The sequence below is a fragment of the Vibrio sp. 1457 genome (assembly GCF_033340195.1).
Taxonomy (GTDB): Bacteria; Pseudomonadota; Gammaproteobacteria; order Enterobacterales; family Vibrionaceae; genus Vibrio; species Vibrio alginolyticus.
In genome coordinates this window covers 214,942-238,328 of the sequence record NZ_JAWOWA010000001.1, presented here as the reverse complement: position 1 = coordinate 238,328, position 23,387 = coordinate 214,942, and the positions used below count along the sequence as shown (strand labels likewise).

The following is a 23,387-nucleotide window of genomic DNA, read 5'->3' as shown; positions in this document are numbered from 1 at the left end:
TTAAGGGTTGAAAAAAGTAATCAGCTTGGTTAGTGTGGTTGGTAACAAAGCAAATGAGAAGAGCCTTGAAATAAGTATGCGTAATTTTGTAATGAACATTCATCACCATCATCACCCAATCTAGTCTTTCGGGCGATGTACGCATACCCGGGAGGCAGGAAACTCCCGGAGGTAAAATCAAAGTAAAAGCAGATTTTAAACCCTCGGGAGACTTCAATCTCCCGAGGGTTTTTTAGTTTTATTAGTTTGAAAAATACTTAGATATCAAAATCTTGCATAGGGACAAAGCAATGCAAACACAACGTTTAAGAATCGCAATTCAGAAAAAAGGTCGTCTTAGCAAAGAGAGTCAAGCTCTACTAAAACAGTGCGGCGTAAAGTTCAACGTAATGGGCGAGCGTTTAGTTGTCCATTCTGAAAATATGCCAATTGATTTACTCTTGGTTCGTGACGACGACATCCCAGGTTTAATTATGGATGGCGTGGTTGACCTTGGCTTTATTGGCGAAAATGAACTAGAAGAAGTTCGCCTTGACCGCAAAGCATTAGGTGAACCCTGCGAGTTTGTTCAGCTTCGTCGACTTGATTTTGGTGGCTGTCGTTTATCTATCGCAATCGACAAGGACGAAGAGTACAACGGTCCACAAGACTTAGCTGGCAAGCGTATTGCTACAACGTATCCTCAACTTCTAAAAGCGTACATGGATGAAGCCGGCGTTCCATTCTCTACATGTATGCTGACAGGCTCTGTAGAAGTTGCGCCTCGCGCGGGTCTCGCTGATGCTATCGCTGATTTGGTTTCTACAGGTGCAACACTGGAAGCGAACGGCCTTAAAGAAGCTGAAATTATCTTCAAATCAAAAGCGACATTGATTCAACGCACAGGTGAGTTCGACGCAGACAAAGTGGCGCTAATCGAAAAGCTGTTAACTCGCATGCAAGGCGTGCAGCAAGCGAAAGAATCTAAGTACATTATGCTTCACGCCCCAGCAGAGAAGTTAGATCAAATTAAAGCACTACTGCCAGGTGCTGAAGACCCAACTGTTCTTCCTCTTTCTGCAGATAAGCAGAAAATGGCTGTTCACTTAGTGAGTTCTGAAAACCTGTTCTGGGAAACAATGGAACAGCTGAAAGAGTTGGGTGCTAGTTCAATTCTCGTTCTACCAATTGAAAAAATGATGGAGTAAGCATCATGAGAACAGTCGTTTGGCAATCATTAAGTGAGAATCAGCAAGACTCTATTTTGGAGCGCCCTGCTATTGCAGAAGGTGCCAATATCACCACTGCTGTGGCCGAAGTTATTGCTAAAGTTCGAGAAGAAGGTGACTCTGCTCTTATTGAGCTGACCGAAAAGTTTGACCGTGTTAAGCCTGAATCCATTCGTGTTTCTTCTCAGGAAATTAAGGCAGCGTCAGAGCGTTTGTCAGAGTCAATGAAGAGCGCATTAGAGCAAGCTTACGCCAATATTTCTAAGTTCCACAAAGCGCAAAAGCCGCAACCGATCAAGGTGGAAACCCAGCCAGGTGTCCTTTGTGAACAAGTAACACGCCCAATTCAAAAAGTGGGTTTGTACATTCCGGGTGGCAGTGCGCCTTTGCCATCGACTGTTTTGATGCTCGGCGTTCCTGCAAAAATTGCAGGTTGTCGTAAAGTCGTTCTTTGTTCTCCACCGCCAATCGCAGATGAGATCCTTTATGTCGCGAAACTGTGTGGCATTGATGAAGTGTACAACGTCGGTGGTGGTCAAGCAGTTGCTGCAATGGCTTATGGCACCGAGACTGTATCGAAAGTAGATAAGATCTTTGGTCCGGGCAACGCTTACGTGACCGAAGCAAAACGACAGGTTAGCAATGATTTCCGCGGTGCTGCGATTGATATGCCAGCAGGGCCATCAGAAGTGTTAGTGATTGCAGATGAAACCGCAGATGCAGACTTTATCGCTGCGGATCTTTTGAGCCAAGCAGAACACGGTCCTGATTCTCAAGTGGTATTGGTGACTCCTTCTCCTGTGATTGCTGATCAAGTGACGGATGCGGTTCAACGTCAGCTTAAGGAGCTATCTCGTGCAGACATCGCAGAAAAGGCTCTGGCATCAAGCTTGATCATTATTTCCGAGTCGATGACGCAGTCAGTTTCTATTTCCAATTACTACGGTCCTGAGCACTTGATTGTTCAGACTAAGAACCCTCGTGAGCTTCTACCTCTATTAGATAACGCAGGTTCTATCTTCCTTGGGGATTGGTCGCCTGAATCTGCGGGAGATTACGCATCGGGGACTAACCACGTCCTTCCTACTTACGGTTATACACGTACTTATTCAAGCTTAGGTTTGGCGGATTTCTCTAAACGAATGACGGTTCAGGAGCTTTCTGCTGATGGTTTAAAGAACCTTGCACCAACGGTAGTCACGATGGCTGAAGCAGAAGGTCTGGACGCTCACAAACGTGCTGTTACTATCCGCGTAGAAAAATTAGCAAGTAAGAAAGAATAAGAGAGTAATGAGATGGAAAAGCTAGCGCGTAAACAAGTCCAACAGCTTACCCCTTATATGTCGGCTCGCCGAATCGGTGGTACGGGTGACGTATGGCTAAATGCCAACGAATCACCATTTAACAATGAATACAAAACAGACTTTGCTCGTCTTAATCGTTACAGCGAATGCCAACCGAAAGAACTGATTTCCGCTTACGCAGCGTATGCGGGTGTGAAACCAGAACAAACACTGACTTCTCGCGGCGCAGACGAAGGTATTGAGTTATTAATTCGTGCATTCTGTGAGCCGGGTGAAGATGCGATTCTTTACTGCCCACCAACTTACGGTATGTACGCCATCAGTGCAGAAACCATCGGTGTAGAGCGCAAAACCGTGCCGCTAACGTCAGATTGGCAACTAGACCTTGCAGGCATCGAAGCTAATCTGGATAACGTGAAACTGGTTTTTGTATGTTCGCCAAACAACCCAACGGGTAACTTGGTTAAGCGTGAGGACATTGTGTCTCTGCTTGAGATGACAAAAGACCGTGCAATCGTGGTGATGGATGAAGCGTACATCGATTTTTGTCCAGAAGCGTCAACGGTAGACCTACTGGCGCAATACCCGAATCTTGCGATTCTGCGTACTCTGTCGAAAGCTTTTGCGCTTGCAGGTCTGCGTTGTGGATTTACGCTTGCGAACGAAGAGCTTATTAATGTACTTCTTAAAGTTATCGCACCTTACCCAGTCCCAGTTCCAGTGGCAGAAATTGCGACTCAGGCGCTTTCGGAAGCTGGTTTAGCACGAGCGAAGTTTCAAGTTCTCGATTTGAATGCAAACCGTGCTTACTTGCAAGTTGGCCTTTCAATGATTCCGGGCTTGGAAGTGTTTGAAGGGTGGGGGAACTACCTATTGGTGAAATTCCCAGATGGCGATGACCTTTTCAAAGCGGCTTGGGATACGGGCATTATTTTGCGTAACTCGCCAATTGAAAATTGTGTGCGTATCAGTGTGGGTAACCGTGACGAGTGCGAAAAAACGCTTGGATTTATCAGAAACTACTACGCATAAATAGAGACAGAATTTATCGCTCTCGCTCAATAGCGGGAGCGCCAAAAGAATAGCAATAAGGAAGTTCGAGTGAGCAAACAACAAAAAATCCTTTTTATTGATCGTGATGGCACCTTAATTGTCGAGCCGCCGATTGATTTTCAAGTAGACCGTTTAGACAAACTAAAGCTAGAGCCATTTGTTATCCCAAGCCTGTTGTCGTTGCAGGATGCAGGATACCGTCTAGTGATGGTCACGAACCAAGATGGTTTGGGTACCGACAGCTACCCACAAGAAGATTTTGATGCACCACACAACATGATGATGGAGATCTTTGAATCTCAAGGTGTGAAGTTTGATGATGTGCTGATTTGTCCTCACTTTGATGAAGATAACTGCTCTTGCCGTAAGCCTAAATTGGGCTTGGTAAAAGAGTACCTTCAAGGTGGCAAAGTGGATTTCCAAAATTCTGTTGTGATTGGCGATCGTCAAACTGATCTTCAACTTGCAGAAAACATGGCAATTCGTGGCATTCAATACAACCCAGAAACCATGGGTTGGAAACAGATCCTGAAAGATCTCACGGTGAAGGCACGCGTTGCTGAAGTGGTTCGCACCACAAAAGAAACGGACATCAAAGTATTCGTTAATCTTGACGAACAAGGCGGCAATGACATCTCTACTGGTCTTGGCTTCTTCGACCACATGCTGGATCAAATCGCGACACACGGCGGGTTCCAGATGGTGTGCAAAGTAGAAGGTGACCTGCACATTGATGATCACCACACAGTGGAAGATACCGCTCTTGCGTTAGGTCAAGCGTTGAAAGAAGCACTGGGTGACAAGCGTGGTATTGGTCGCTTTGGCTTTAGCCTTCCAATGGATGAGTGTTTGGCACAATGCGCACTAGACCTATCAGGTCGTCCTTACCTTAAGTTCGACGCGCAATTCAGCCGTGAGCAAGTGGGTGATCTTTCAACAGAGATGGTAGTTCACTTCTTCCGCTCTCTGACTGACACATTAGCATGTACGTTGCACCTTTCTTCTGCGGGCAACAATGATCACCACATCATTGAAAGTCTATTTAAAGCGTTTGGTCGTACGTTACGCCAAGCAATCAAAGTAGAAGGCACTGAGCTACCAAGTAGTAAAGGCGTGCTTTAAGGCTAACCTTAGCAAGGAGAAAAACAGTGACAGAACAGAAAGTTGTCATTATCGATACTGGCTGTGCCAACGTCTCTTCGGTGAAGTTTGCCATTGAACGCCTAGGCTATGACGTAACAATTTCAAAAGATCCACAAGTTGTGTTGTCGGCAGATAAGTTGTTCCTACCGGGCGTGGGAACCGCCAGCGAAGCGATGAAAAACCTAGAAGAGCGCGATCTTATCAGCTTGGTAAAACAAGTAGAAAAGCCGCTGTTAGGTATCTGTTTAGGCATGCAACTGTTGGGCAAAGTGTCTCAAGAGAAAGGCCAGAAAGCCGACGAGTTAGTTGAGTGTCTTGGACTTTGTGATGGCGAAGTGAAGCTACTACAAACTGGCGATTTGCCGTTGCCGCATATGGGGTGGAACACGGTCTCTGCAAAAGCAGGTAATCCACTTTTCAAAGATATTGAAGAAGGTGAGCATTTCTACTTCGTGCACAGCTTTGCAATGCCTGTTGGGGATTACACGATTGCTCAATGCGAGTACGGCAACCCGTTCACAGCAGCAGTACAAAGCGGTAACTACTACGGCGTGCAATTCCACCCTGAGCGTTCTTCAAAAGCGGGCGCGAAGCTTATTCAAAACTTCTTAGGATTATAAAAGGGATTTAGTGTGATTATTCCAGCTCTTGATTTAATTGAAGGACAGGTGGTTCGCCTTTATCAAGGTGATTACGGCCAAGTAACTGAGTACAAAGTCGACCCAGCAGAGCAGTTCAACTTGTACCACCAAGCTGGTGCTAACTGGCTGCACTTGGTGGATTTAACTGGCGCGAAAGACACGACAGCACGTCAACTTGATTTAATTGCAAAGCTACTAGCAAGCACGCCAGCGAACATCCAAATCGGTGGCGGAGTGCGCACAGAGCAAGACGTGATTGATCTGCTAGAAGCGGGGGCTCAGCGTGTTGTCGTTGGCTCAACAGCAGTAAAACAGCCAGAGCTTGTGAAAGGTTGGATGGAAAAATACGGTGCAGAGAAAATCGTTCTCGCGCTAGACATCAACATCGATCAAGACGGCACACGTAAAGTAGCGATTTCTGGTTGGCAAGAAGACTCAGGCGTGACCATCGAAGCTCTGATCAACGATTATTTAACGGTAGGTTTGCAGCATGTGCTTTGTACGGACATTTCTCGTGACGGTACGCTAGAGGGCTCAAACGTAGAGCTTTATGTCGACCTATGTAAACAGTATCCACAAGTGCAGTTTCAATCTTCAGGCGGCATTGGCTCATTAGCAGATATCGAAGCGCTAAAAGGCAGTGGTGTGACTGGTGTGATTGTTGGTCGTGCGCTGTTAGATGGTAAGTTCACAGCAGAGGAGGCATTTGCATGCTGGCAAAGCGAATAATTCCATGTCTTGATGTCCGTGATGGACAAGTGGTAAAGGGCGTTCAGTTCCGTAATCACGAGATCATTGGCGACATCGTTCCTCTGGCACAGCGTTATGCGGAAGAGGGCGCAGACGAGCTTGTGTTCTACGATATTACTGCTTCAAGTGATGGTCGTGTCGTCGATAAAAGTTGGGTCGCTCGCGTTGCTGAAGTGATTGATATTCCTTTCTGTGTGGCTGGTGGTATTAAATCAGCGGAAGACGCGGCGCGCATTCTTGAGTTTGGTGCAGACAAAGTGTCTATCAACTCACCTGCCTTGGCGAACCCGCAATTGATTACTGACCTTGCTGATAAGTTTGGTGTGCAATGTATCGTCGTTGGTATCGATTCATACTACGACAAAGAGACCGGCAAGTATCAGGTTTACCAGTTTACTGGCGATGAAGAACGCACCAAAGCAACTCAATGGGAAACGCGTGATTGGGTGCAAGAAGTACAAAAACGCGGCGCTGGTGAAATCGTACTGAACATGATGAACCAAGACGGCGTACGTAACGGCTACGATATTGAACAACTTAATATGGTGCGTGAAGTGTGTAACGTGCCATTGATTGCATCGGGTGGTGCAGGTGCCATGGAGCACTTCGCAGAAGCCTACCAAAAAGCAAATGTGGATGGCGCGCTTGCCGCATCGGTATTCCACAAGCAAGTCATCAATATTGGTGAACTAAAGCAGTATTTGAAACAACAAGGCATTGAGGTACGACTATGAGTGTGAAAGCCGCCGAAGTAAGTTCGCTAGCTGAGCGAATCAACTGGGAAAAGGTGGATGGTCTGGTACCTGCCATCGTACAAGATTTCCAATCAAGCCAAGTGCTGATGATGGGTTACATGAACCAAGATGCGTTGGCAAAAACGGGCGAAACGGGTCAAGTGACGTTTTTCTCTCGAACTAAACAGCGTCTTTGGACGAAAGGTGAGACTTCCGGTAATGTATTGCAATTGGTGAACATGCAGCTAGATTGCGACAACGATACGCTACTGGTTAAGGTGAATCCCATTGGTCCTACGTGCCACTTGGGTAATACAACTTGCTGGGATGTGGACCCTCAAGAGGAGTCACAAATGGTGTGGCTTCATCAACTTGAGCAGCTATTGGCTGCCCGCAAGAGTGCCGACCCAGATTCCTCTTATACTGCCAGTCTTTATGCCCGTGGCACCAAGCGTATTTCGCAAAAAGTGGGCGAAGAAGGCGTTGAAGTCGCGCTTGCGGCGACGTCGGGCGATAAGGAGGAGTTAGTGTGTGAATCAGCAGATTTGATTTATCACTTAATGGTATTGCTTCAAGACCAAGGCTTATCGATGAATGACGTAGTGAACAAACTGAAAGAGCGTCATAAGTAAGCTTGCTATAGATAAGTGAAAGCCCCTATGCTCTCGAGCCTAGGGGCTTTTTTAATTTAGTGTTCTTGATTCGGGGTAAAAACCGGCAACAGTGCTAGTAGCGATTAGATTCTGAATCACACTCGTTCCTCGCCGTTCAGAATGACGGTATATTTTCTAATGGTGCTTGCAGTAGAGTTATTTACTTCAAACAGGTACATATATTCACGTTATTCCGACGAGCTTAGGTGAGGTCAGGAATCTCATTAAAGCGAACTCAATAAGCTAGGCGTGGATGCCTTTACCCACAACACTTCTTAAACTTCTTACCGCTTCCGCAGATACACGGATCGTTACGACCTAGCTTTAGGCTACTCACTGGCTGGCTCAATCGTGGATCCTGTTCTGGTTCTTCTTCTGGCTCTTCTTCAGGAAATGTGCCGTCAATGTAGTACCAAAGCCCATTTTCTTTTACGAAGCGAGAACGTTCTGTCATACAGTAGCGTTTGCCGTCTTCATCAAAGTAAGCGTTGAATTCAACAAAACCTTCATTCTCGTTACAACCCGCTTCAGCTTTTACTACCTCAAGTTTGCACCAATCGCTGTCGATAGATTGGGCAATGCCTTCACGTTGCTCTTCTGCATTACAGCTTGGGTGGTACGTGTTCACCACGTAATCTACCAGACCTAGCACATGCGCACTGTAACGAGAGCGCATTAACTGCTCCGGAGTGGTAACGTCAGCATGGTTATTGTGGGCAGTTTCACAACACTGTTGGTAGGTGCGGTTAGATCCGCAAGGGCAAGAAGAAGCCATAAAATGAAATCTCGATTAATTAAGCGGTAAAAACAAACAACCCCACAATTGCGAGGCTGGAGGTGAGGCATTATAGCGATTTAGGGCGTTTGAGACAGCAGTTCTTGAGCCCATTCCGTCGATTGATTAAAAGCGTCCGCTAATTGAGGTTCGGTTAATTTAAGAACGGTGCAATATCGCTCGGCTAACTCCCAGTCCGCTTGTTCGTAGGCGATCGTCATCGAAAGTAAGTGACCAAGTACGCCTTTTCGACTGGTTAATGCGAGTTTTATATCTTCGTCAACGGGGATATCTTCAATGACATCCGAGAGCGGTTGATCGAGCAAAGATCCGAGTAAAGAAAACATGCCTGTCAAAAAAGCCTGCCCAGGGTCATACCTAGTGTTCATTTGACTAAGTAACAGTTCACACATTCGTGCACGCTGAATCGCTAAAGAGTAAAGAGAGTCAGGTTTATCTTCTTGAACGGACGCAATTGCAACTAAGGAAATAAAGCGTCGTAGTCGCTCTTCACCCAGATAAATAAGCGCCTGTCTGAACGATTTGATCTTAGTCGTTAATGTATATCCTGAATTTACGTAAGTAAGCAGCTTGTATGACAGCGTTACATCAATCGAAAACAGACGTTCAACCTCATTGAAGTCGATGGGCTTATCAGCAATCTCTTTACAAAGTTGGATGACGGTAAGAAACGCGGGGTTCAACCGTTTTTTCTGGATCATCTCAGGTTTGCTAAAAAAATACCCTTGAAAATAGTTAAAACCGGCTTCTAGAGCTTGCTCGAACTCTTCATAGGTCTCTACCTTTTCCGCAAGAAAGTCGATTTTAAATGGGCTCAACGCCTGAATAAAAATGGCAGCTTTCTTGATCGGCACAAGTCTAATATCAAACTTGATCATGGAAACGTATGGAAGAAAACGCTTCCAAGCTTTCGTCGGAACAAAATCATCCAGAGCAATTTTGTATCCGCACTCATGAAGGTGCTTGATGGCTTCTAACAGTTCTTCTGTCGGTTCGCAGTCTTCAAGGACTTCAATGACGAGAGATTCTTTAGGAAACAAAGTTGGGACCAAGTTCACCAAGCTTTGATGCGGAAAGTTAACAAAGCCAAGTTTGTTTCCTAATGTGTTGTAATGCGTCGACAAAAAATGATCGGATAGCAGTCGACTAGTAGCCAGCTCTGGTTCTACTTCAGGGAAGGTATTTTTAGGGCCGTCTCGAAAGAGGAGTTCGTAACCTATGGTTCGTTTTTCTCTATCCAGAATCGGTTGGCGAGCTACGTAAGAATACTTCAATTAGGTACTTCGTTCTGTTTAACTTAGTATTATGATAATAGCGATTTTTTACAAAATATCTACGACTTGAGCGTGAATCTTCTACACGCTCTACATGCTTAACGCAAATTCTGTATGAACGGTCTCGTTTGCAGGTCAAAACTATCAGAATTTACTTTTAAAACTGAGCCTTGCGTATACCAATCCCCTAAAACAATTCGGGTCTTTTTAATGCCATCGACGTCAAAAAAATGTGTGTTCGGGCGATGTGTGTGACCATGAATCATTATGTTGACGCAGTTCTGAGACATCACTTTCTCGACCTCATTTTGGTTAACGTCCATGATATCTAATGACTTGCTCATTTTATCATCACGAATATCGGATTGAACTTTTGAGACAATTTTCTTCTTAATGAACCAAGGAATACGGTTAAACAACCATTGTAGCCATGGCTTGTGAACGGTTTTTCTAAACTCTTGGTATTTCACATCGTCAATGCAGAGCGTATCGCCATGTAGGATTACAGCTTTTTGACCATAAAGATCAATCGTGCAGACATCGTCGAGTAATGTCATACCGGTTTCTTTGCAAAAGCGTTTGCCGAGTAAAAAATCTCGATTGCCTTGGATGAAAAAAGTTGGCACACCCGCATCCGTCAGTGCTTTAAATTCTGCACGGATTTGGTCTGCAAAAGGGGTGTTGTCATCGTCACCAATCCAGAACTCAAACAGATCGCCGAGTACATAAAGTGCATCAGCTTTTGTTGCTTCTGTTCGCATGAACGTCACAAAACATTCCGTGATATCAGGACGTGATGGGGTAAGGTGAAGATCGGAAATAAATAATGTCGTCATAGAAATAAGGGGAAGCTATGCCTCCCCATTAACTTATCTTTTAAAAATAATTCCTAAGAATTACTCTTCAATTGTTGTACCAGTGATTACTACGTCTTCTAGAGGTACGTCTTGGTGCATGCCGTAAGAACCAGTGCTAACGCCTTTGATCTTATTTACGATGTCCATGCCTTCGATTACTTCACCGAACACACAGTAACCCCAACCATCTAGGCTTTCGCTACGGAAGTCTAGGAATGTGTTGTTGTTTACGTTGATGAAGAACTGAGAGCTTGCTGAATGCGGCTCCATAGTACGTGCCATAGCAAGTGTACCCACTTTGTTGCTTAGGCCGTTGTTTGCTTCGTTCTTGATAGGTGCACGAGTCGCTTTTTCACGTAGACCAGACTCCATACCACCACCTTGGATCATGAAGCCGTCAATAACACGGTGGAAAAGCGTGTTGTCGTAGAAACCGTCGCGGCAGTACTGAAGGAAGTTTGCGCTTGTCTCTGGCGCTTTCTCTTCGTTTAGTTGAATCTTGATGTCACCAAAATTAGTGTGAAGGGTGATCATGCTACTTTCCTTTACTGTGTTGTGTTGAGCCCGAGATTCTAGCCTAAGTTCTAGTGCTTTAAAAACTCAGGAAGAGGAAATTCTTCGTTTTGTGCTTGAAGTTTAGCCGATTATCGTTTTATCGGTTAATTGCTATTACCTAACTAGGTTGGAGTTGATATACTCATCTTCTTTTATTCATTCACAATCATAGATAGAGATCATGTTAAAGATATATAACACACTCACAAGACAGAAAGAGGAATTCAAACCAATTACAGCTGGCAAAGTCGGTATGTATGTCTGTGGAGTTACCATCTACGATCTCTGTCACATTGGTCACGGTCGTACTTTCGTCTCTTTTGACGTTGTATCACGTTACCTTCGCTATTTGGGCTATGATCTGACGTTTGTACGTAACATCACAGATATCGACGATAAGATCATCAAACGTGCCGCAGAAAATGGTGAGTCTTGCGATTCATTGACTGAGCGTTTGATTGGTGAAATGCACGCTGATTTTGATGCGCTGAACATGAAACGTCCGGACGTTGAACCTCGTGCGACACAGTTTATTGCTGAAATCATCGAATTGGTTGAGAAGCTAATCGAGCGCGGTTTTGCATACGTTGCAGATAACGGTGACGTAATGTTTGAAGTGGGTAAGTTCAACGAATACGGCAAGCTTTCTAAGCAAGACCTTGATCAGCTTCAAGCTGGCGCGCGCGTTGATATCGAAACAGCAAAACGCAGCCCTCTAGACTTTGTACTTTGGAAGATGTCTAAGCCGGGTGAACCAACGTGGGAGTCACCATGGGGGCCTGGTCGTCCAGGTTGGCACATTGAGTGTTCAGCAATGAACTCTTCAATCCTAGGTAACCACTTCGACATTCACGGCGGTGGTTCTGACCTTCAGTTCCCACACCATGAAAATGAAATCGCACAATCATGCTGTGCACACGATACACAATACGTGAACACATGGATGCACAGCGGCATGGTAATGGTAGACCGTGAGAAGATGTCTAAATCTCTAGGTAACTTCTTTACTATCCGTGACGTTCTTGGTCACTACGATGCTGAAACAGTGCGTTACTTCCTAATGTCTGGTCACTACCGTAGCCAGTTAAACTACAGCGAAGATAACCTAAACCAAGCACGTGCTTCGCTTGAGCGCCTGTACACATCTCTACGTGGTTTGGATCTAAATGCTGCTCCTGCTGGTGGTGAAGAGTACGTATCTCGCTTTACAGCAGCGATGAACGATGACTTCAATACACCAGAAGCGTACTCAGTTCTGTTCGACATGGCGCGCGAAGTTAACCGCCTGAAGACAGAAAACCTAGAGAAAGCGAGCGAGCTAGGTGCGCTAATGCGTGAACTAGCTGACGTGATCGGTATTCTTCACCAAGATCCTGAAGCCTTCCTAAAAGGTGATGCGGGTAACGATGATGAAGTGGCTGAAATCGAAGCTCTGATCAAGCTGCGTAACGACTCTCGTGCTGCGAAAGATTGGGCGAATGCAGATATGGCTCGTGACAAGCTGACCGAAATGGGCATTGTTCTGGAAGATGGTCCAGAAGGCACAACGTGGCGTCGTAAGTAATTGAATTTTCATTTTTAAAGGGCTGATAATTCAGCCCTTTTATTTTCCATTTCCATAAATTAAAACTTTAACTTTAGGTAATGCTCTGTGGCTCAGATGTATTTCTATTACTCAGCAATGAATGCGGGTAAATCAACAACGCTTCTTCAATCCTCTTTCAACTATCAAGAACGCGGCATGACGCCAGTTATTTTTACGGCTGCGCTAGATGATCGTTTTGGTGTCGGTAAAGTGAGCTCTCGTATTGGTCTTCAATCTGACGCACATTTATTTCGTCAGGATACCAATTTGTATCAGGAGATCGCAGCTCTGAATGAGGTTGAAAAACGTCACTGTATTCTTGTTGATGAGTGTCAGTTCTTGTCGAAAGAACAAGTTTATCAACTTACTGAAGTCGTTGATAAGTTGCATATTCCAGTATTGTGTTACGGCCTTCGCACCGATTTTCTAGGCGAACTTTTTGAAGGCAGTAAGTATCTATTATCTTGGGCAGACAAGCTGGTTGAGCTCAAAACAATCTGCCATTGCGGCCGCAAAGCGAATATGGTTATTCGTACCGATGAACACGGCGTGGCAATTAAAGAAGGCGATCAAGTTGCGATCGGCGGTAACGATAAGTATGTCTCCGTATGCCGCCAACATTACAAAGAAGCGCTCGGTAAATAAGCCGTATTGATACAGAAAAGCCACCGAACTTGGTGGCTTTTTGTTGTCGGTTAGAAAAAGTTAGACTAAGTCAAAACCAAACCGCTCGAGTAAAACCTGGTAAGAAGATTCGACTTGCTGAGGGATGTTCTGCTCGGTTTGAAATCCTTTCTCTGGATAGCTTTTTACGCGAGAGAAATCTTCCATTAGTGCTTCTAGCACCATCATTAATGGCATGTCTTCATTAATGTATTCAAAAAATGGAAGAGCCGCAGAGCTTACTTGGAGCTGAGTGTAGGGTGACTGCCACTGTTTTTCAAATGTCGCGATTGCTCTACGCTCCATAAACGGTTTTTGTACCAGAATAAACGAGGAACACTGTTTTCCTTCCTCTTTTAATCGTTGCTCAGTAAAGCGAACATTTTCTCCACTGTTTGTGGATTCAGTTTCGAGCAAAATTGCTTCACTTGGAACGCCCGACATCTTTGCAATCTCGGCAAAGGTTTCTGCTTCGCTTTTTTCAAACAGTCCATCTGTGAAGCGACCTTCACCCCCTGAAAATACAATCAAAGGTGCCAACTTTTGGTGGTAGAGCTTGGCAGCGTGCTCCGCTACACGCACATCATTACTGCACATCACAAACAAACAGTCCGCAGGTTTCAGTTCATGTTTGAGTTGCATGTAATCCCAAAGCGTTTCTATATGTCTATAGAGTCTCATAGCGCATCCAAAGTTGAATTGAAGTGAAATCGATAACCAAGTGAGAGTAGTTTGTCAGCAAGAATACGCTTGTCAGCTTGCTCTGTGACGGGTGGAAGAGGTATCTCACTTCCGATTTTGTTTATGGCAGCTTGGTAGAACTCAGCCTTGCTGACAGTATGAGGTGTAGTAACGTTAATGACTTGGTTGCTTAAATTGCCTAAGGCAAATTTCGCAGCCGAGACAGCATCATCTTGATGAAGCATATTAGCTGGTGCTTTACGACTAACTTGTTGAAGCCTTGCTGCAAAGCGAGATGGGTGTCTATCTGGCCCGATTAATCCGCTACAACGTAGAATAACAAAGTTAATATTCGAGTCGATAACATGCTGCTCTGCTTGAAGCATAATACGTGCATTGTCAGAGAAATAAGGGCTTTCGGCTGCTAAAGAGAGTGACGCGTCAGCTTCTTCCATATCGGAAGCAAGGTTAGGGTAAACCGTGGTAGAGCTGATCATGAGAAGTTTTTCAACGTTGTTTTGCTTAGCTGCGTTGGCAAGTATTTGCCATTGCTGTGCATATTCTTGACCGCGTCCTTTACGAAATCCTGGAGGAAAAGCACCGATAACGTGCGTAATTTGATGCTGTTTGAGCAGCTCATCTAGCCGTGCTGTGGCGTTCAATTGATTGAAATCGAACAATGCGGAGTGAGTTAATGAGGTGGGTAACTCTTTTAATCGAGTTTGGCTACGACGAGTGACGACAACATAGTGTCCATCTTTCATCAATGTTTCTGCTAGCGGAGTTCCGAGCCAGCCTGCACCTACGATCAATGTATTTGCCATTTGGGTCTTCCTACTTACTTATGTCTGCCCGAATAGGTTGAGCAGTTCTGCTTTAGCTTGTTGATGGAGGGGATCTGAATGCCATTTCTGGTGCTGAATAAGGTCAACATTGACTTGCCAAGCCAGTTTTGTGAAATCATCCCCAACTTTTTTTAATGTATTAGGTGAATACGCGACTAAATGCTGTGGTAGAAAGCACCAACCAAACCCTTTATTCGCCAATTCCAACAAAATATAGTAGTTATCAGCGTACCAGATATCTGGGCTAAATGCTTGATTGAGACCACATGGCTCTGCACTTTTGGATCGTATGACCAATTGACGATGTTGTTTTAGTTGATCAATGTGAGTGATTTGCTGCTTTGCTAAAGGATGCGTTGAAGAGACATAGACATCAAATGCAATATTGCCAAGATTGGTGAAATCGATGTGCCTTGGCATTTGTAAATCACTCAAAATAATCCCAGTCGTGGCGCGTTCCGACTTAACCAATTCAATGATATCAGGGCTTGATGCCGTTAAGCATTCAACTTGTAAGTGTGGAAAGCGTTGCTCTAACTTCTTTAGCACATCCGGCAAGCGAGTCAGAGGAATCCCTTCATCAATAGCTAAGGCTAATTTGTTCGTTGGCGTGGAAAAGAGCTGCGATGCCCTATTGTTTAGGCGGTCGAGTTGGCTGATTGTTGCTTGTGCATAGGGTACGAGAGCGAGGCCATTCTCAGTTAATTTAGGGTACCTGCCTGATCGATCAAAAAGCTCAACGCCACAGTCGATCTCCATATTCATGATGTGCTGGCTCACTACAGATTGAGCTCGCCCCAGCTTTCTAGCTGCTCCTGAAAATGATCCTGCTTCTGATGTAGCAATAAAAGCTTGCAGTTGTTCGATGGTAAACATATCGCTTAAACCGATGGTATCTAACTTTTGGTTATCTAAATAATAGATAAAATTCTAAGCATTGAGTAGAACTATTTGGACAGAGAAATATGACTCGTAACGAACGAATTTTTCATGCAGTACTTTTTGAGTTAATCGCACTCGCGATTATTGTACCAGCGGCTTCATTGATCACTGGAAAGGGCTCTAGTGATCTTGCGTTGGTTGGGGTCGGGTTGAGCATGTATACCGTGCTATGGAACTACATCTACAACTTGTACTTTGATAAGTGGTTTGGTGACAATCGAGCTGAGCGAAGTTTAGCGATGCGGCTTGGACACACTATTGGTTTCGAGGGAGGATTAATCTTTATCTCTCTACCTGTGATTGCCTGGTTCTTAGAAATTACGCTTCTTCAAGCTCTAATGCTGGAAGCCGGCTTCCTCGTTTTCTTCCTATTTTATGCCACTGGTTTTAACTGGTTGTATGACAAGGTTCAACCATTTAGCAAAATGAAAAAGCGATTATTGCCGCAGGCATCGACAGGAAAAATATAGGACTAAAAAACGCCACCGAGTTCGGTGGCGTTTTTTGTTCAAATTACACAGACAAAACTCTTAAAATCTTATCTGCATGTTCTGCAACTTCAATGCCTTCGTCTGTTAGATAACCACCGTCAGGCTGTGTACAAAGTTGCTTCTCATATAGACGAGCAACGGCTGCCTGCATTTCTTCTGACGCGTCTGTATGAACTTTAATACCAGTTGCAGCACTACTTAGGTCGAACTGAAGAAGTAGATTCAATTCGGCGATATGTTCAGCTGAATATTTCATAAATGATTCCTTTGCGCTTTTTTTACCAAGCTAGTCTGAAAAGTAGCGTTGGGCAACATTCAACGACAAGAAGTGTTAAGTATGGCGCTATCAGGCTGATATAACGCAGGATCTTTGTTCGAAAGGCCGAATACTTGTTAAGTATCAATGATACTTACGGTAGCGAATGATAGGCGCTATTTATTGCTTGATCTCCCAATAACAACGATTTTAGTAAACACGCCAAATAGCACTTGAAAAAATAGGGAAATAGAGCGATTATCCGCGCCTCTTTAAATGTTTCTAAATGTTACACCAGAATGAACTTTAATCAGTTTGACTCACTATTACCGCCACAAGCTGCGGAACGCGCGGCTGAAGTGGGGGTAGGCAAAGCAACGAAAGCTCCAATCAAATCTTTTCTGCTCGCCATTTCTGCGGGGCTTCATATTGGTATTGCTTTCATCTTCTATACCACAGTAACGACAGGCGCAGGCGAGCTGCCTTGGGGCATTACACGACTCATTGGTGGTCTGGCATTTAGCCTTGGTTTGATTTTGGTGGTGGTTACTGGCGGCGAGCTTTTCACTAGCTCTGTGCTGACACTAGTTGCGCGTGCGAGTGGAAAAATCTCTTGGCAAGCACTTATCAAAAACTGGTTGGTGGTTTACTTTGGCAATATGGTTGGGGCCATTTTGCTCGTGGCCTGTATGCTAGTTACCAAGCAATATATGTTTGATCATGGCCAAGTTGGTCTCAACGCGATGGCGATCTCCCAACACAAATTACATCATGGTTTCTTTGCCGCTGTTGCGCTTGGCATTATGTGTAACGTATTAGTTTGTATTGCAGTTTGGATGACGTTTAGTGGGCGAACATTGACAGATAAAATAGCGGTCATGATTTTGCCTGTGGCTATGTTCGTGTCGGCAGGTTTTGAGCACTGTATTGCGAATATGTTCCAAGTACCTATGGCGATTGGTATTAAGTACTTTGCGCCAGAAGCGTTTTGGCAAATGACAGGGGCAGATATTGCAAACTACGCGGACTTAAACATGATGGGGTTCATCGTAAACAACCTAATTCCTGTTACGATAGGAAACATTATTGGTGGTGGCGTATTTGTTGGCATGTGGTATTGGATGATTTATCTACGCGATGAAGATAACCATTTGCGATAAGTTTAGAAGATCACAAGAAAGGCGAACTAGATGGTTCGCCTTTCTTTTTATTTGTCTCTGCAAATGTCAAACAAGTCGAGTCATGCTAAATCAACTCTTCGTTGATGCCAAAATCGGTTGGGAGCCAATGAGAAGTTACTTCCTTTGGTTCTTGAACGAGCCAATCCAGAGGTGCATCGGACAGGAGTTCATCGTAATTTTCTTTGATCATTAAGACATCCATGTACGTCTCTCCAAGTTTGTGGTCACTGCCTTTACTTTAAAATTAGAACATGTCAGTCACGTGATCAATGCATGACGATTCGATTGATCACTTATGTTGCTATGTTTCTGGTTGCGTATGGGTTTTGGGGGCTTATCCACATTTTCTGTGGATAACCTGTATCAAAGGTCGTGCGTATCTAAACTTGCAAAGAAAATTTCATAAAATTAGAGGCTTATATCAAAAAGAATTCTGCCTGACTTTTCATCTGAAAGCGTCTTGATGAGTGCTCGAAGAATAGTTGAGTTATTCAGTTATAAGTACGTTCGACTTGGCAATATAAGTTGTTTAACGGTCTTTACCCACAAGCGCCAACTAACCGTGAGTTTTGGTCGATTCGGGTTGCTCGATTTTTATCTTGATTCGGCCTTCTTTGGTTTGTACCCAGCGCAATGTCATTTCTAACGTTATGGTTACGGAGGCACTCAACATGACGAAAATAGCCAGCATAATTACTAACTGGTATTTAATCGCAACCATCGGGCTCGCGCCACCTAGAATTTGACCGGTCATCATACCCGGTAAGGTAACCAGCCCTGTAGTGGCCATAGAAGCTAAAGTCGGGGCAAGGGACTTTCTAAGAGCCTCTTGAATGAAGGGGAAGGATGCGTAGCGAGGAGAGGCTCCAAGTGAGATTGCAGCCTCATATTCTGCTTGTCTCTGCTCAAAAGCCGTAAACAAATTCTGAAGAGCGATGATATTACTACTCAAGCTGTTACCCAATAACATACCAGCAAGTGGGATCATGTACTGCGCATTGTAAATAGGGGATGGTTGCACTAGGCCTGCTGTAATTGCTATCAGAAGTGGTATTAGACCACAGGTAAGGCCCGTTAGTAGCGGAAGCATAAGTGGCTTTTTAGGTAAGTGAGCTTTTCCCGCAATTGAGCTGGCACCAATCAGTAGCATGATGGCAAGCCAAAGTATATTGACAAGTAAGCTGTTTAATTGAAAAAGATATTCTAAATACACGCCAATCAATATGAGCTGAAGTGTCATTCGGATAACACTGATTATGGTGTCTTTTGCTATCCCTAATTTGTAGCGGGCATTGATAAAGAAGGGGACCAATAAAATCAAACCAAACAGTGCCAGTTTGACCCAGCTTATATCCACCACGTTATCCATAATCGCTCCTTGAAAATACGCGAATAATTGTATCTAAGCCTCCCCTTTATATGAACCACTATGTGCACTTTTTGCTGTTCTTAAAGTAAACCTTGAGTGCTATTTTAGACATTAATACGCAGCATTCTGTTTACAAGTGGATATCTTTTTCGGAGTTTTTAAGTCGATTTATGGCATGGTAATTACGATTTAAATGTGATCGATGTTTCTTAAATGTTGGTTATTTAACAACTCCTTAAAAGACTTATTTTGTCACATCTGTTCATGTTTTTTAATAAATAACATCAATCCATCATATCTCTGGATGAGCTCAAAAAAGTGTTGAATTACAAGGTCTGAGGTCGCTTATTTGATTGAACCCTACTATTAGTATGGTCTAACATTTTCCATTAGAGATTGTAAAAAACTTAAGCTTGGTTACGCGGGCTTTTCAATAACACTAGATACAAAATAGGCAAATGTATGAGTGATGTTAATAAAATTGAGAGTGGTGAAAAACGCTCCCTGGAGTGGAAGTCGTTCCTCTTCATTGCAGTTGTTCTCTTCCCAATTCTGAGTGTGGCCTTTGTTGGCGGCTACGGGTTCATCGTTTGGATGTTGCAAGTCTTCTTCTTTGGACCTCCAGGCGCGCACGGCATGTAAGCCAGTGAGCTCATAACCACACTTTTGAAAAGATTTTAAGAGAGCAAATAATGAAATCATTAATCATTAAACTGTGGCGTACCATGACGCGCCCAGCTGTACATATCAGCCTAGGTGTGCTGACTATGGGCGGCTTTATTGCTGGTGTTATCTTTTGGGGCGGCTTTAACACCGCTCTAGAAGCAACCAACACAGAAGAATTCTGTATTAGTTGTCACACAATGCGTGACAACGTGTATGTTGAGCTACAAGAAACGGTGCACTGGAAAAACCACTCTGGTGTCCGTGCTACCTGCCCTGATTGTCACGTTCCACATAACTGGACAGATAAGATCGCTCGTAAGATGCAAGCTTCTAAAGAAGTATTTGCACAAGTATTTGGCAACTACGACGAACCGGGTGTGTTCGAAGAGCGTCGTATCGAACTTGCTAAACACGAATGGGATCGTTTCTCGGCAAACAAATCTCTGGAGTGTAAAAACTGTCACAACTACGAATCGATGGATTTCGAGCAAATGTCTCCTACGGCTCGTATCCAAATGAAGCAAGCCGCTGAGAAAGATCAAAGCTGTGTTGACTGTCACAAGGGTATTGCGCACAACCTACCAGCAGGCATGGACAGCATTGGCGGTATCGTGGGTGATCTAGAGGGTATGACTTCTAACACGGATTACGGCGTTGGTCAGCAACTCGTGAGCGTTCGTCACCTACCAATTTACTTTGATGCGCAAGGCAGTAAAGAAGCTGGTCTTCTTAATCCTGCATCGACCGTTAAAGTTCTTGAAGACAAAGGCGAGTTTGTTGAGATCGAAATTGACGGTTGGCGCAAAGCAAAAGGTTTTGGTCGTGTAATTCAAGAAGACTTCGGTAAGAACATTGCGACTGCGTCTCTGATGAAAGAAGCAGCAACAGACAGCAACATTGTGACGACTGGTGAGAAAAAAGTGGATGAGCTAACAGGCCTTCCTTGGGAAAAAGTAGCGGCGAAAGTATGGATTAAGAAAGAGTCTATGCTGAACGACATCAATCCTGTTTGGGAAAAATCTCGTGAAGCCTACAAGACCAATTGTTCTGTATGTCACACTCAACCTGCGGAAGCGCACTTCGACGCGAACACCTGGCCAGGTATGTTCGACGGTATGTTGGCGTTCGTTAACCTAGATACAGACAGTGAAGCACTGATCTTGAAGTATCTACAGAAACACTCTTCAGATTATGCTGAAGGTCACCACTAATAAGCGTCGGATTGGAGTAATTTTAAATGGCTATTACACGAAGAAGTTTTCTTAAAGGTGTAGCAACCACAAGTGCAGCGTCAGTAATTGGTCCTAGCTTATTGGCGTCCGCCTCTGCAAATGCCGTTGAGACGACAGGTACTTGGAAAGTAACCGGTTCTCACTGGGGCGCGTTCCGCGCCCACATCTACGCGGGTAAAGTTCAAGAGATCAAGCCGCTAGAGCTAGACAAAAACCCAACAGAAATGTTGAACGGTATCAAGGGCATTATTTACAGCCCTTCACGTGTGCGTTACCCAATGGTTCGTCTAGATTGGTTGAAGAAACATAAATACAGCGCAGATACTCGCGGTAACAACCGTTTCATTCGAGTAACTTGGGATGAAGCGCTAGACTTGTTCTACCGTGAGCTAGAACGTATTCAAAAAGACTACGGCCCATGGGCGCTGCATGCAGGTCAAACAGGTTGGAACCAAACGGGTTCATTTAACAACTGTACCGCGCACATGCAACGTGCAGTAGGTATGCACGGCAACTTCATCACTAAAGTAGGTGACTACTCGACGGGTGCAGGTCAAACCATTATGCCGTACGTGCTAGGCTCAACCGAAGTTTATGCACAAGGTACGTCTTGGTCTGAGATCCTAGAAAACTCTGACAACATCGTTCTTTGGGCTAACGACCCAGTGAAAAACCTTCAAGTAGGTTGGAACTGTGAAACGCATGAGTCGTTTAAGTACCTTGCACAACTAAAAGAAAAAGTGGCGAAAGGTGAGATCAACGTTCTATCTGTAGACCCAGTGAAGAACAAAACTCAGCGCTACTTAGAGAACGATCACTTGTACATCAACCCGCTGACAGACGTAGCGTTCATGCTCGCTGTGGCACACGTGTTGTACAACGAAAACCTGTACGATAAGAAGTTCATTGATACTTACTGTCTCGGCTTTGAAGAGTTCATTCAATACGTTCAAGGTAAGACAAAAGACAAAGTAGAGAAGACGCCTGAATGGGCAGCAGCGATTTGTGGCGTGAAAGCGGACAAGATCCGTGAATTCGCACGCATGCTAGTCAGCGGTCGTACACAGATCCTGATGGGTTGGTGTATCCAGCGTCAAGAGCACGGTGAGCAGCCATACTGGGCAGCGGCTGTGGTTGCTGCAATGGTTGGTCAAATCGGTCTACCTGGCGGTGGTATCTCTTACGGTCACCACTACTCAAGTATCGGTGTGCCTTCTACTGGTTTCGCGGGCCCTGGTGGTTTCCCTCGTAACCTTGACCAAGGTATGAAACCGAAGTGGGACAACAACGACTTTAACGGCTACAGTCGTACTATCCCAGTTGCACGTTGGATCGACTGTCTGCTAGAACCTGGCAAAGAGATCAACTACAACGGCGGTAAAGTGAAACTGCCAGACTTCAAGATGATGGTTATCTCGGGTTGTAACCCATGGCACCACCATCAAGATCGTAACCGCATGAAGAAAGCGTTCCGCAAACTTCAAACGGTTGTAACGATCGAGTTTGCTTGGACTGCGACATGTCGTTTCTCAGATATCGTTCTACCGGCGTGTACGCAATGGGAACGTAACGACATCGACGTATACGGTTCATACTCGAACAAAGGTCTGATTGCAATGCATCGCCTCGTTGATCCATTGTTCCAATCTAAGCCTGACTTCCAAATCATGAGTGAACTAACTCAGCGTTTTGGTCGCCGCGAAGAATACACTCGTGGTATGAGCGAGATGGAATGGATCGAAAGCCTTTACAACGATTGTAAAAAAGCGAACGAAGGTAAGTTCGAAATGCCAGAATTCAACGAGTTCTGGGAGAAGAGCGTACTAGACTTCGGTGAAGGTAAACCTTGGGTTCGTCATGCGGACTTCCGTAAAGATCCTGAGCTTAACCCACTAGGTACACCGTCTGGCTTCATCGAGATTACATCACGCAAGATCGGCCGTTACGGTTACGAACACTGTCAAGAGCACCCAATGTGGTTCGAAAAATCAGAGCGTTCACACGGTGGTCCTGGTTCAGATAAATATCCATTCTGGTTGCAGTCTTGCCACCCTGATAAGCGTCTTCACTCTCAAATGTGTGAGTCTGAAGAGTTCCGCGCGACTTACGCGGTACAAGGTCGTGAGCCGGTTTACATCAACCCAGCGGATGCCAAAGCAAAAGGCATCAAAGATGGTGATTTGGTACGTGTATTCAACGGTCGTGGTCAGCTGTTAGCTGGTGCTGTTTTGACTGACAGCTACCCACGTGGCGTTATTCGTATCGAAGAAGGTGCATGGTACGGTCCTCTAAACGAGAAAGAGGGCGCAATCTGTACCTACGGTGATCCTAACACGCTAACGCAAGACATCGGTTCTTCTGAGCTTGCACAGGCGACTTCTGCGAACACATGTATCGTAGACTTCGAGAAGTTCACAGGTAAAGTGCCGCCAGTCACTTCATTTGGTGGTCCGATCGAAGTTGCTTAATTAGTGCAGTTTGCATAAATCGAAATACCAGCCTCAGGGC

At 44.7% G+C, this 23,387-nt stretch carries 25 protein-coding genes and 1 other annotated feature; of the genes, 15 read left to right on the top strand and 10 right to left on the bottom strand.

Going from position 1 to position 23,387, the window contains the following annotated elements; translation table 11 throughout:
• Nucleotides 1–99: 99 nt before the first annotated feature.
• Nucleotides 100–237: a sequence feature (His leader region), on the top strand.
• A gap of 53 nt (nucleotides 238–290) precedes the next feature.
• The 8 genes from hisG to hisIE all read left to right on the top strand — a co-directional run bounded on the left by hisG (nucleotide 291) and on the right by hisIE (nucleotide 7,465).
• Nucleotides 291–1,187 carry an ATP phosphoribosyltransferase gene (hisG, locus tag R7Z41_RS01095; protein WP_005378180.1) on the top strand — a complete coding sequence of 299 codons (897 nt, stop codon included), beginning with the start codon at nucleotides 291–293 and terminating at the stop codon, nucleotides 1,185–1,187.
• Between the two features lie 5 nt (nucleotides 1,188–1,192).
• Entirely contained in the window at nucleotides 1,193–2,491 is a 1,299-nt protein-coding gene (hisD, locus tag R7Z41_RS01090; RefSeq protein ID WP_054575132.1) for a histidinol dehydrogenase, read from the top strand.
• Between the two features lie 12 nt (nucleotides 2,492–2,503).
• Nucleotides 2,504–3,544, top strand: coding sequence for a histidinol-phosphate transaminase (hisC, locus tag R7Z41_RS01085; RefSeq protein ID WP_017634689.1), 1,041 nt, complete (start codon nucleotides 2,504–2,506; stop codon nucleotides 3,542–3,544).
• 69 nt (nucleotides 3,545–3,613) lie between these two features.
• Nucleotides 3,614–4,687: a bifunctional histidinol-phosphatase/imidazoleglycerol-phosphate dehydratase HisB gene (gene hisB, locus R7Z41_RS01080; RefSeq protein WP_033905090.1), complete on the top strand. Its 1,074-nt coding sequence runs from the start codon at nucleotides 3,614–3,616 to the stop codon at nucleotides 4,685–4,687.
• A 26-nt stretch (nucleotides 4,688–4,713) separates the two neighbouring features.
• Nucleotides 4,714–5,328 (top strand): imidazole glycerol phosphate synthase subunit HisH, encoded by a 615-nt coding sequence (gene hisH, locus R7Z41_RS01075; RefSeq protein ID WP_225477391.1) that lies wholly within the window; start codon nucleotides 4,714–4,716, stop codon nucleotides 5,326–5,328.
• 12 nt (nucleotides 5,329–5,340) lie between these two features.
• Nucleotides 5,341–6,078: a 1-(5-phosphoribosyl)-5-[(5-phosphoribosylamino)methylideneamino]imidazole-4-carboxamide isomerase gene (gene hisA, locus R7Z41_RS01070; RefSeq protein ID WP_054575134.1), complete on the top strand. Its 738-nt coding sequence runs from the start codon at nucleotides 5,341–5,343 to the stop codon at nucleotides 6,076–6,078.
• Nucleotides 6,060–6,833: an imidazole glycerol phosphate synthase subunit HisF gene (hisF, locus tag R7Z41_RS01065; protein ID WP_004749837.1), complete on the top strand. Its 774-nt coding sequence runs from the start codon at nucleotides 6,060–6,062 to the stop codon at nucleotides 6,831–6,833. Before hisA ends, hisF begins: the two co-directional genes overlap by 19 nt.
• Nucleotides 6,830–7,465 carry a bifunctional phosphoribosyl-AMP cyclohydrolase/phosphoribosyl-ATP diphosphatase HisIE gene (hisIE, locus tag R7Z41_RS01060; protein WP_206969759.1) on the top strand — a complete coding sequence of 212 codons (636 nt, stop codon included), beginning with the start codon at nucleotides 6,830–6,832 and terminating at the stop codon, nucleotides 7,463–7,465. Before hisF ends, hisIE begins: the two co-directional genes overlap by 4 nt.
• A 280-nt stretch (nucleotides 7,466–7,745) precedes the next feature.
• Here the strand turns inward: hisIE and R7Z41_RS01055 are convergent, their stop codons facing one another.
• From R7Z41_RS01055 to R7Z41_RS01040, 4 genes are all read right to left on the bottom strand, one after another.
• Nucleotides 7,746–8,261: a YchJ family protein gene (locus R7Z41_RS01055; RefSeq protein WP_206969761.1), complete on the bottom strand. Its 516-nt coding sequence runs from the start codon at nucleotides 8,259–8,261 to the stop codon at nucleotides 7,746–7,748.
• Between the two features lie 80 nt (nucleotides 8,262–8,341).
• The gene (locus R7Z41_RS01050; protein WP_005378158.1) at nucleotides 8,342–9,556 is read right to left on the bottom strand and encodes an EAL and HDOD domain-containing protein; all 1,215 of its coding nucleotides are present in this window, start codon (nucleotides 9,554–9,556) and stop codon (nucleotides 8,342–8,344) included.
• 98 nt (nucleotides 9,557–9,654) lie between these two features.
• Nucleotides 9,655–10,392 carry a UDP-2,3-diacylglucosamine diphosphatase gene (gene lpxH, locus R7Z41_RS01045; protein ID WP_005378157.1) on the bottom strand — a complete coding sequence of 246 codons (738 nt, stop codon included), beginning with the start codon at nucleotides 10,390–10,392 and terminating at the stop codon, nucleotides 9,655–9,657.
• Between the two features lie 60 nt (nucleotides 10,393–10,452).
• On the bottom strand, nucleotides 10,453–10,947 hold the full coding sequence (locus tag R7Z41_RS01040; protein ID WP_005378156.1) for a peptidylprolyl isomerase: 495 nt from the start codon (nucleotides 10,945–10,947) through the stop codon (nucleotides 10,453–10,455).
• 202 nt (nucleotides 10,948–11,149) lie between these two features.
• On the opposite strand from R7Z41_RS01040, the gene cysS reads away from it, so the two are divergent.
• Complete coding sequence (cysS, locus tag R7Z41_RS01035) at nucleotides 11,150–12,532, top strand: cysteine--tRNA ligase (protein WP_005378155.1); 1,383 nt, start codon at nucleotides 11,150–11,152, stop codon at nucleotides 12,530–12,532.
• Nucleotides 12,533–12,619: 87 nt separating this feature from the next.
• On the top strand, nucleotides 12,620–13,198 hold the full coding sequence (locus R7Z41_RS01030; protein ID WP_005378154.1) for a thymidine kinase: 579 nt from the start codon (nucleotides 12,620–12,622) through the stop codon (nucleotides 13,196–13,198).
• Between the two features lie 60 nt (nucleotides 13,199–13,258).
• Here the strand turns inward: R7Z41_RS01030 and R7Z41_RS01025 are convergent, their stop codons facing one another.
• The 3 genes from R7Z41_RS01025 to R7Z41_RS01015 are packed head-to-tail and all read right to left on the bottom strand — an operon-like array spanning nucleotide 13,259 to nucleotide 15,618.
• Entirely contained in the window at nucleotides 13,259–13,897 is a 639-nt protein-coding gene (locus R7Z41_RS01025; protein WP_025766874.1) for a YdcF family protein, read from the bottom strand.
• A complete protein-coding gene (locus R7Z41_RS01020) occupies nucleotides 13,894–14,721 on the bottom strand; it encodes an NAD-dependent epimerase/dehydratase family protein (RefSeq protein ID WP_025766873.1) in 828 nt (275 codons plus the stop codon). The genes R7Z41_RS01025 and R7Z41_RS01020 overlap by 4 nt, the downstream gene beginning before the upstream one ends.
• Before the next feature lie 18 nt (nucleotides 14,722–14,739).
• On the bottom strand, nucleotides 14,740–15,618 hold the full coding sequence (locus tag R7Z41_RS01015) for a LysR family transcriptional regulator (protein ID WP_025766872.1): 879 nt from the start codon (nucleotides 15,616–15,618) through the stop codon (nucleotides 14,740–14,742).
• An 89-nt stretch (nucleotides 15,619–15,707) separates the two neighbouring features.
• Here R7Z41_RS01015 and R7Z41_RS01010 point away from each other — a divergent pair, with 89 nt between their 5' ends.
• On the top strand, nucleotides 15,708–16,154 hold the full coding sequence (locus R7Z41_RS01010) for a PACE efflux transporter (RefSeq protein ID WP_025766871.1): 447 nt from the start codon (nucleotides 15,708–15,710) through the stop codon (nucleotides 16,152–16,154).
• Nucleotides 16,155–16,197: 43 nt separating this feature from the next.
• On the opposite strand, the gene R7Z41_RS01005 is transcribed toward R7Z41_RS01010, so the two are convergent.
• A complete protein-coding gene (locus R7Z41_RS01005; RefSeq protein ID WP_005378148.1) occupies nucleotides 16,198–16,431 on the bottom strand; it encodes a TIGR02647 family protein in 234 nt (77 codons plus the stop codon).
• 299 nt (nucleotides 16,432–16,730) lie between these two features.
• Here R7Z41_RS01005 and focA point away from each other — a divergent pair, with 299 nt between their 5' ends.
• Nucleotides 16,731–17,591 (top strand): formate transporter FocA, encoded by an 861-nt coding sequence (gene focA, locus R7Z41_RS01000; protein ID WP_005378146.1) that lies wholly within the window; start codon nucleotides 16,731–16,733, stop codon nucleotides 17,589–17,591.
• Between the two features lie 85 nt (nucleotides 17,592–17,676).
• On the opposite strand, the gene R7Z41_RS00995 is transcribed toward focA, so the two are convergent.
• On the bottom strand, nucleotides 17,677–17,814 hold the full coding sequence (locus tag R7Z41_RS00995) for a hypothetical protein (RefSeq protein ID WP_005378145.1): 138 nt from the start codon (nucleotides 17,812–17,814) through the stop codon (nucleotides 17,677–17,679).
• A gap of 354 nt (nucleotides 17,815–18,168) precedes the next feature.
• Complete coding sequence (locus R7Z41_RS00990; protein ID WP_017634681.1) at nucleotides 18,169–18,981, bottom strand: ABC transporter permease; 813 nt, start codon at nucleotides 18,979–18,981, stop codon at nucleotides 18,169–18,171.
• A gap of 462 nt (nucleotides 18,982–19,443) precedes the next feature.
• On the opposite strand from R7Z41_RS00990, the gene torE reads away from it, so the two are divergent.
• The 3 genes from torE to torA are packed head-to-tail and all read left to right on the top strand — an operon-like array spanning nucleotide 19,444 to nucleotide 23,347.
• The gene (gene torE / locus R7Z41_RS00985; protein ID WP_005378141.1) at nucleotides 19,444–19,623 is read left to right on the top strand and encodes a trimethylamine N-oxide reductase system protein TorE; all 180 of its coding nucleotides are present in this window, start codon (nucleotides 19,444–19,446) and stop codon (nucleotides 19,621–19,623) included.
• Between the two features lie 50 nt (nucleotides 19,624–19,673).
• Entirely contained in the window at nucleotides 19,674–20,858 is a 1,185-nt protein-coding gene (gene torC / locus R7Z41_RS00980) for a pentaheme c-type cytochrome TorC (protein WP_005378139.1), read from the top strand.
• Nucleotides 20,859–20,884: 26 nt separating this feature from the next.
• A complete protein-coding gene (gene torA / locus R7Z41_RS00975) occupies nucleotides 20,885–23,347 on the top strand; it encodes a trimethylamine-N-oxide reductase TorA (protein ID WP_005378138.1) in 2,463 nt (820 codons plus the stop codon).
• Nucleotides 23,348–23,387: the final 40 nt, after the last annotated feature.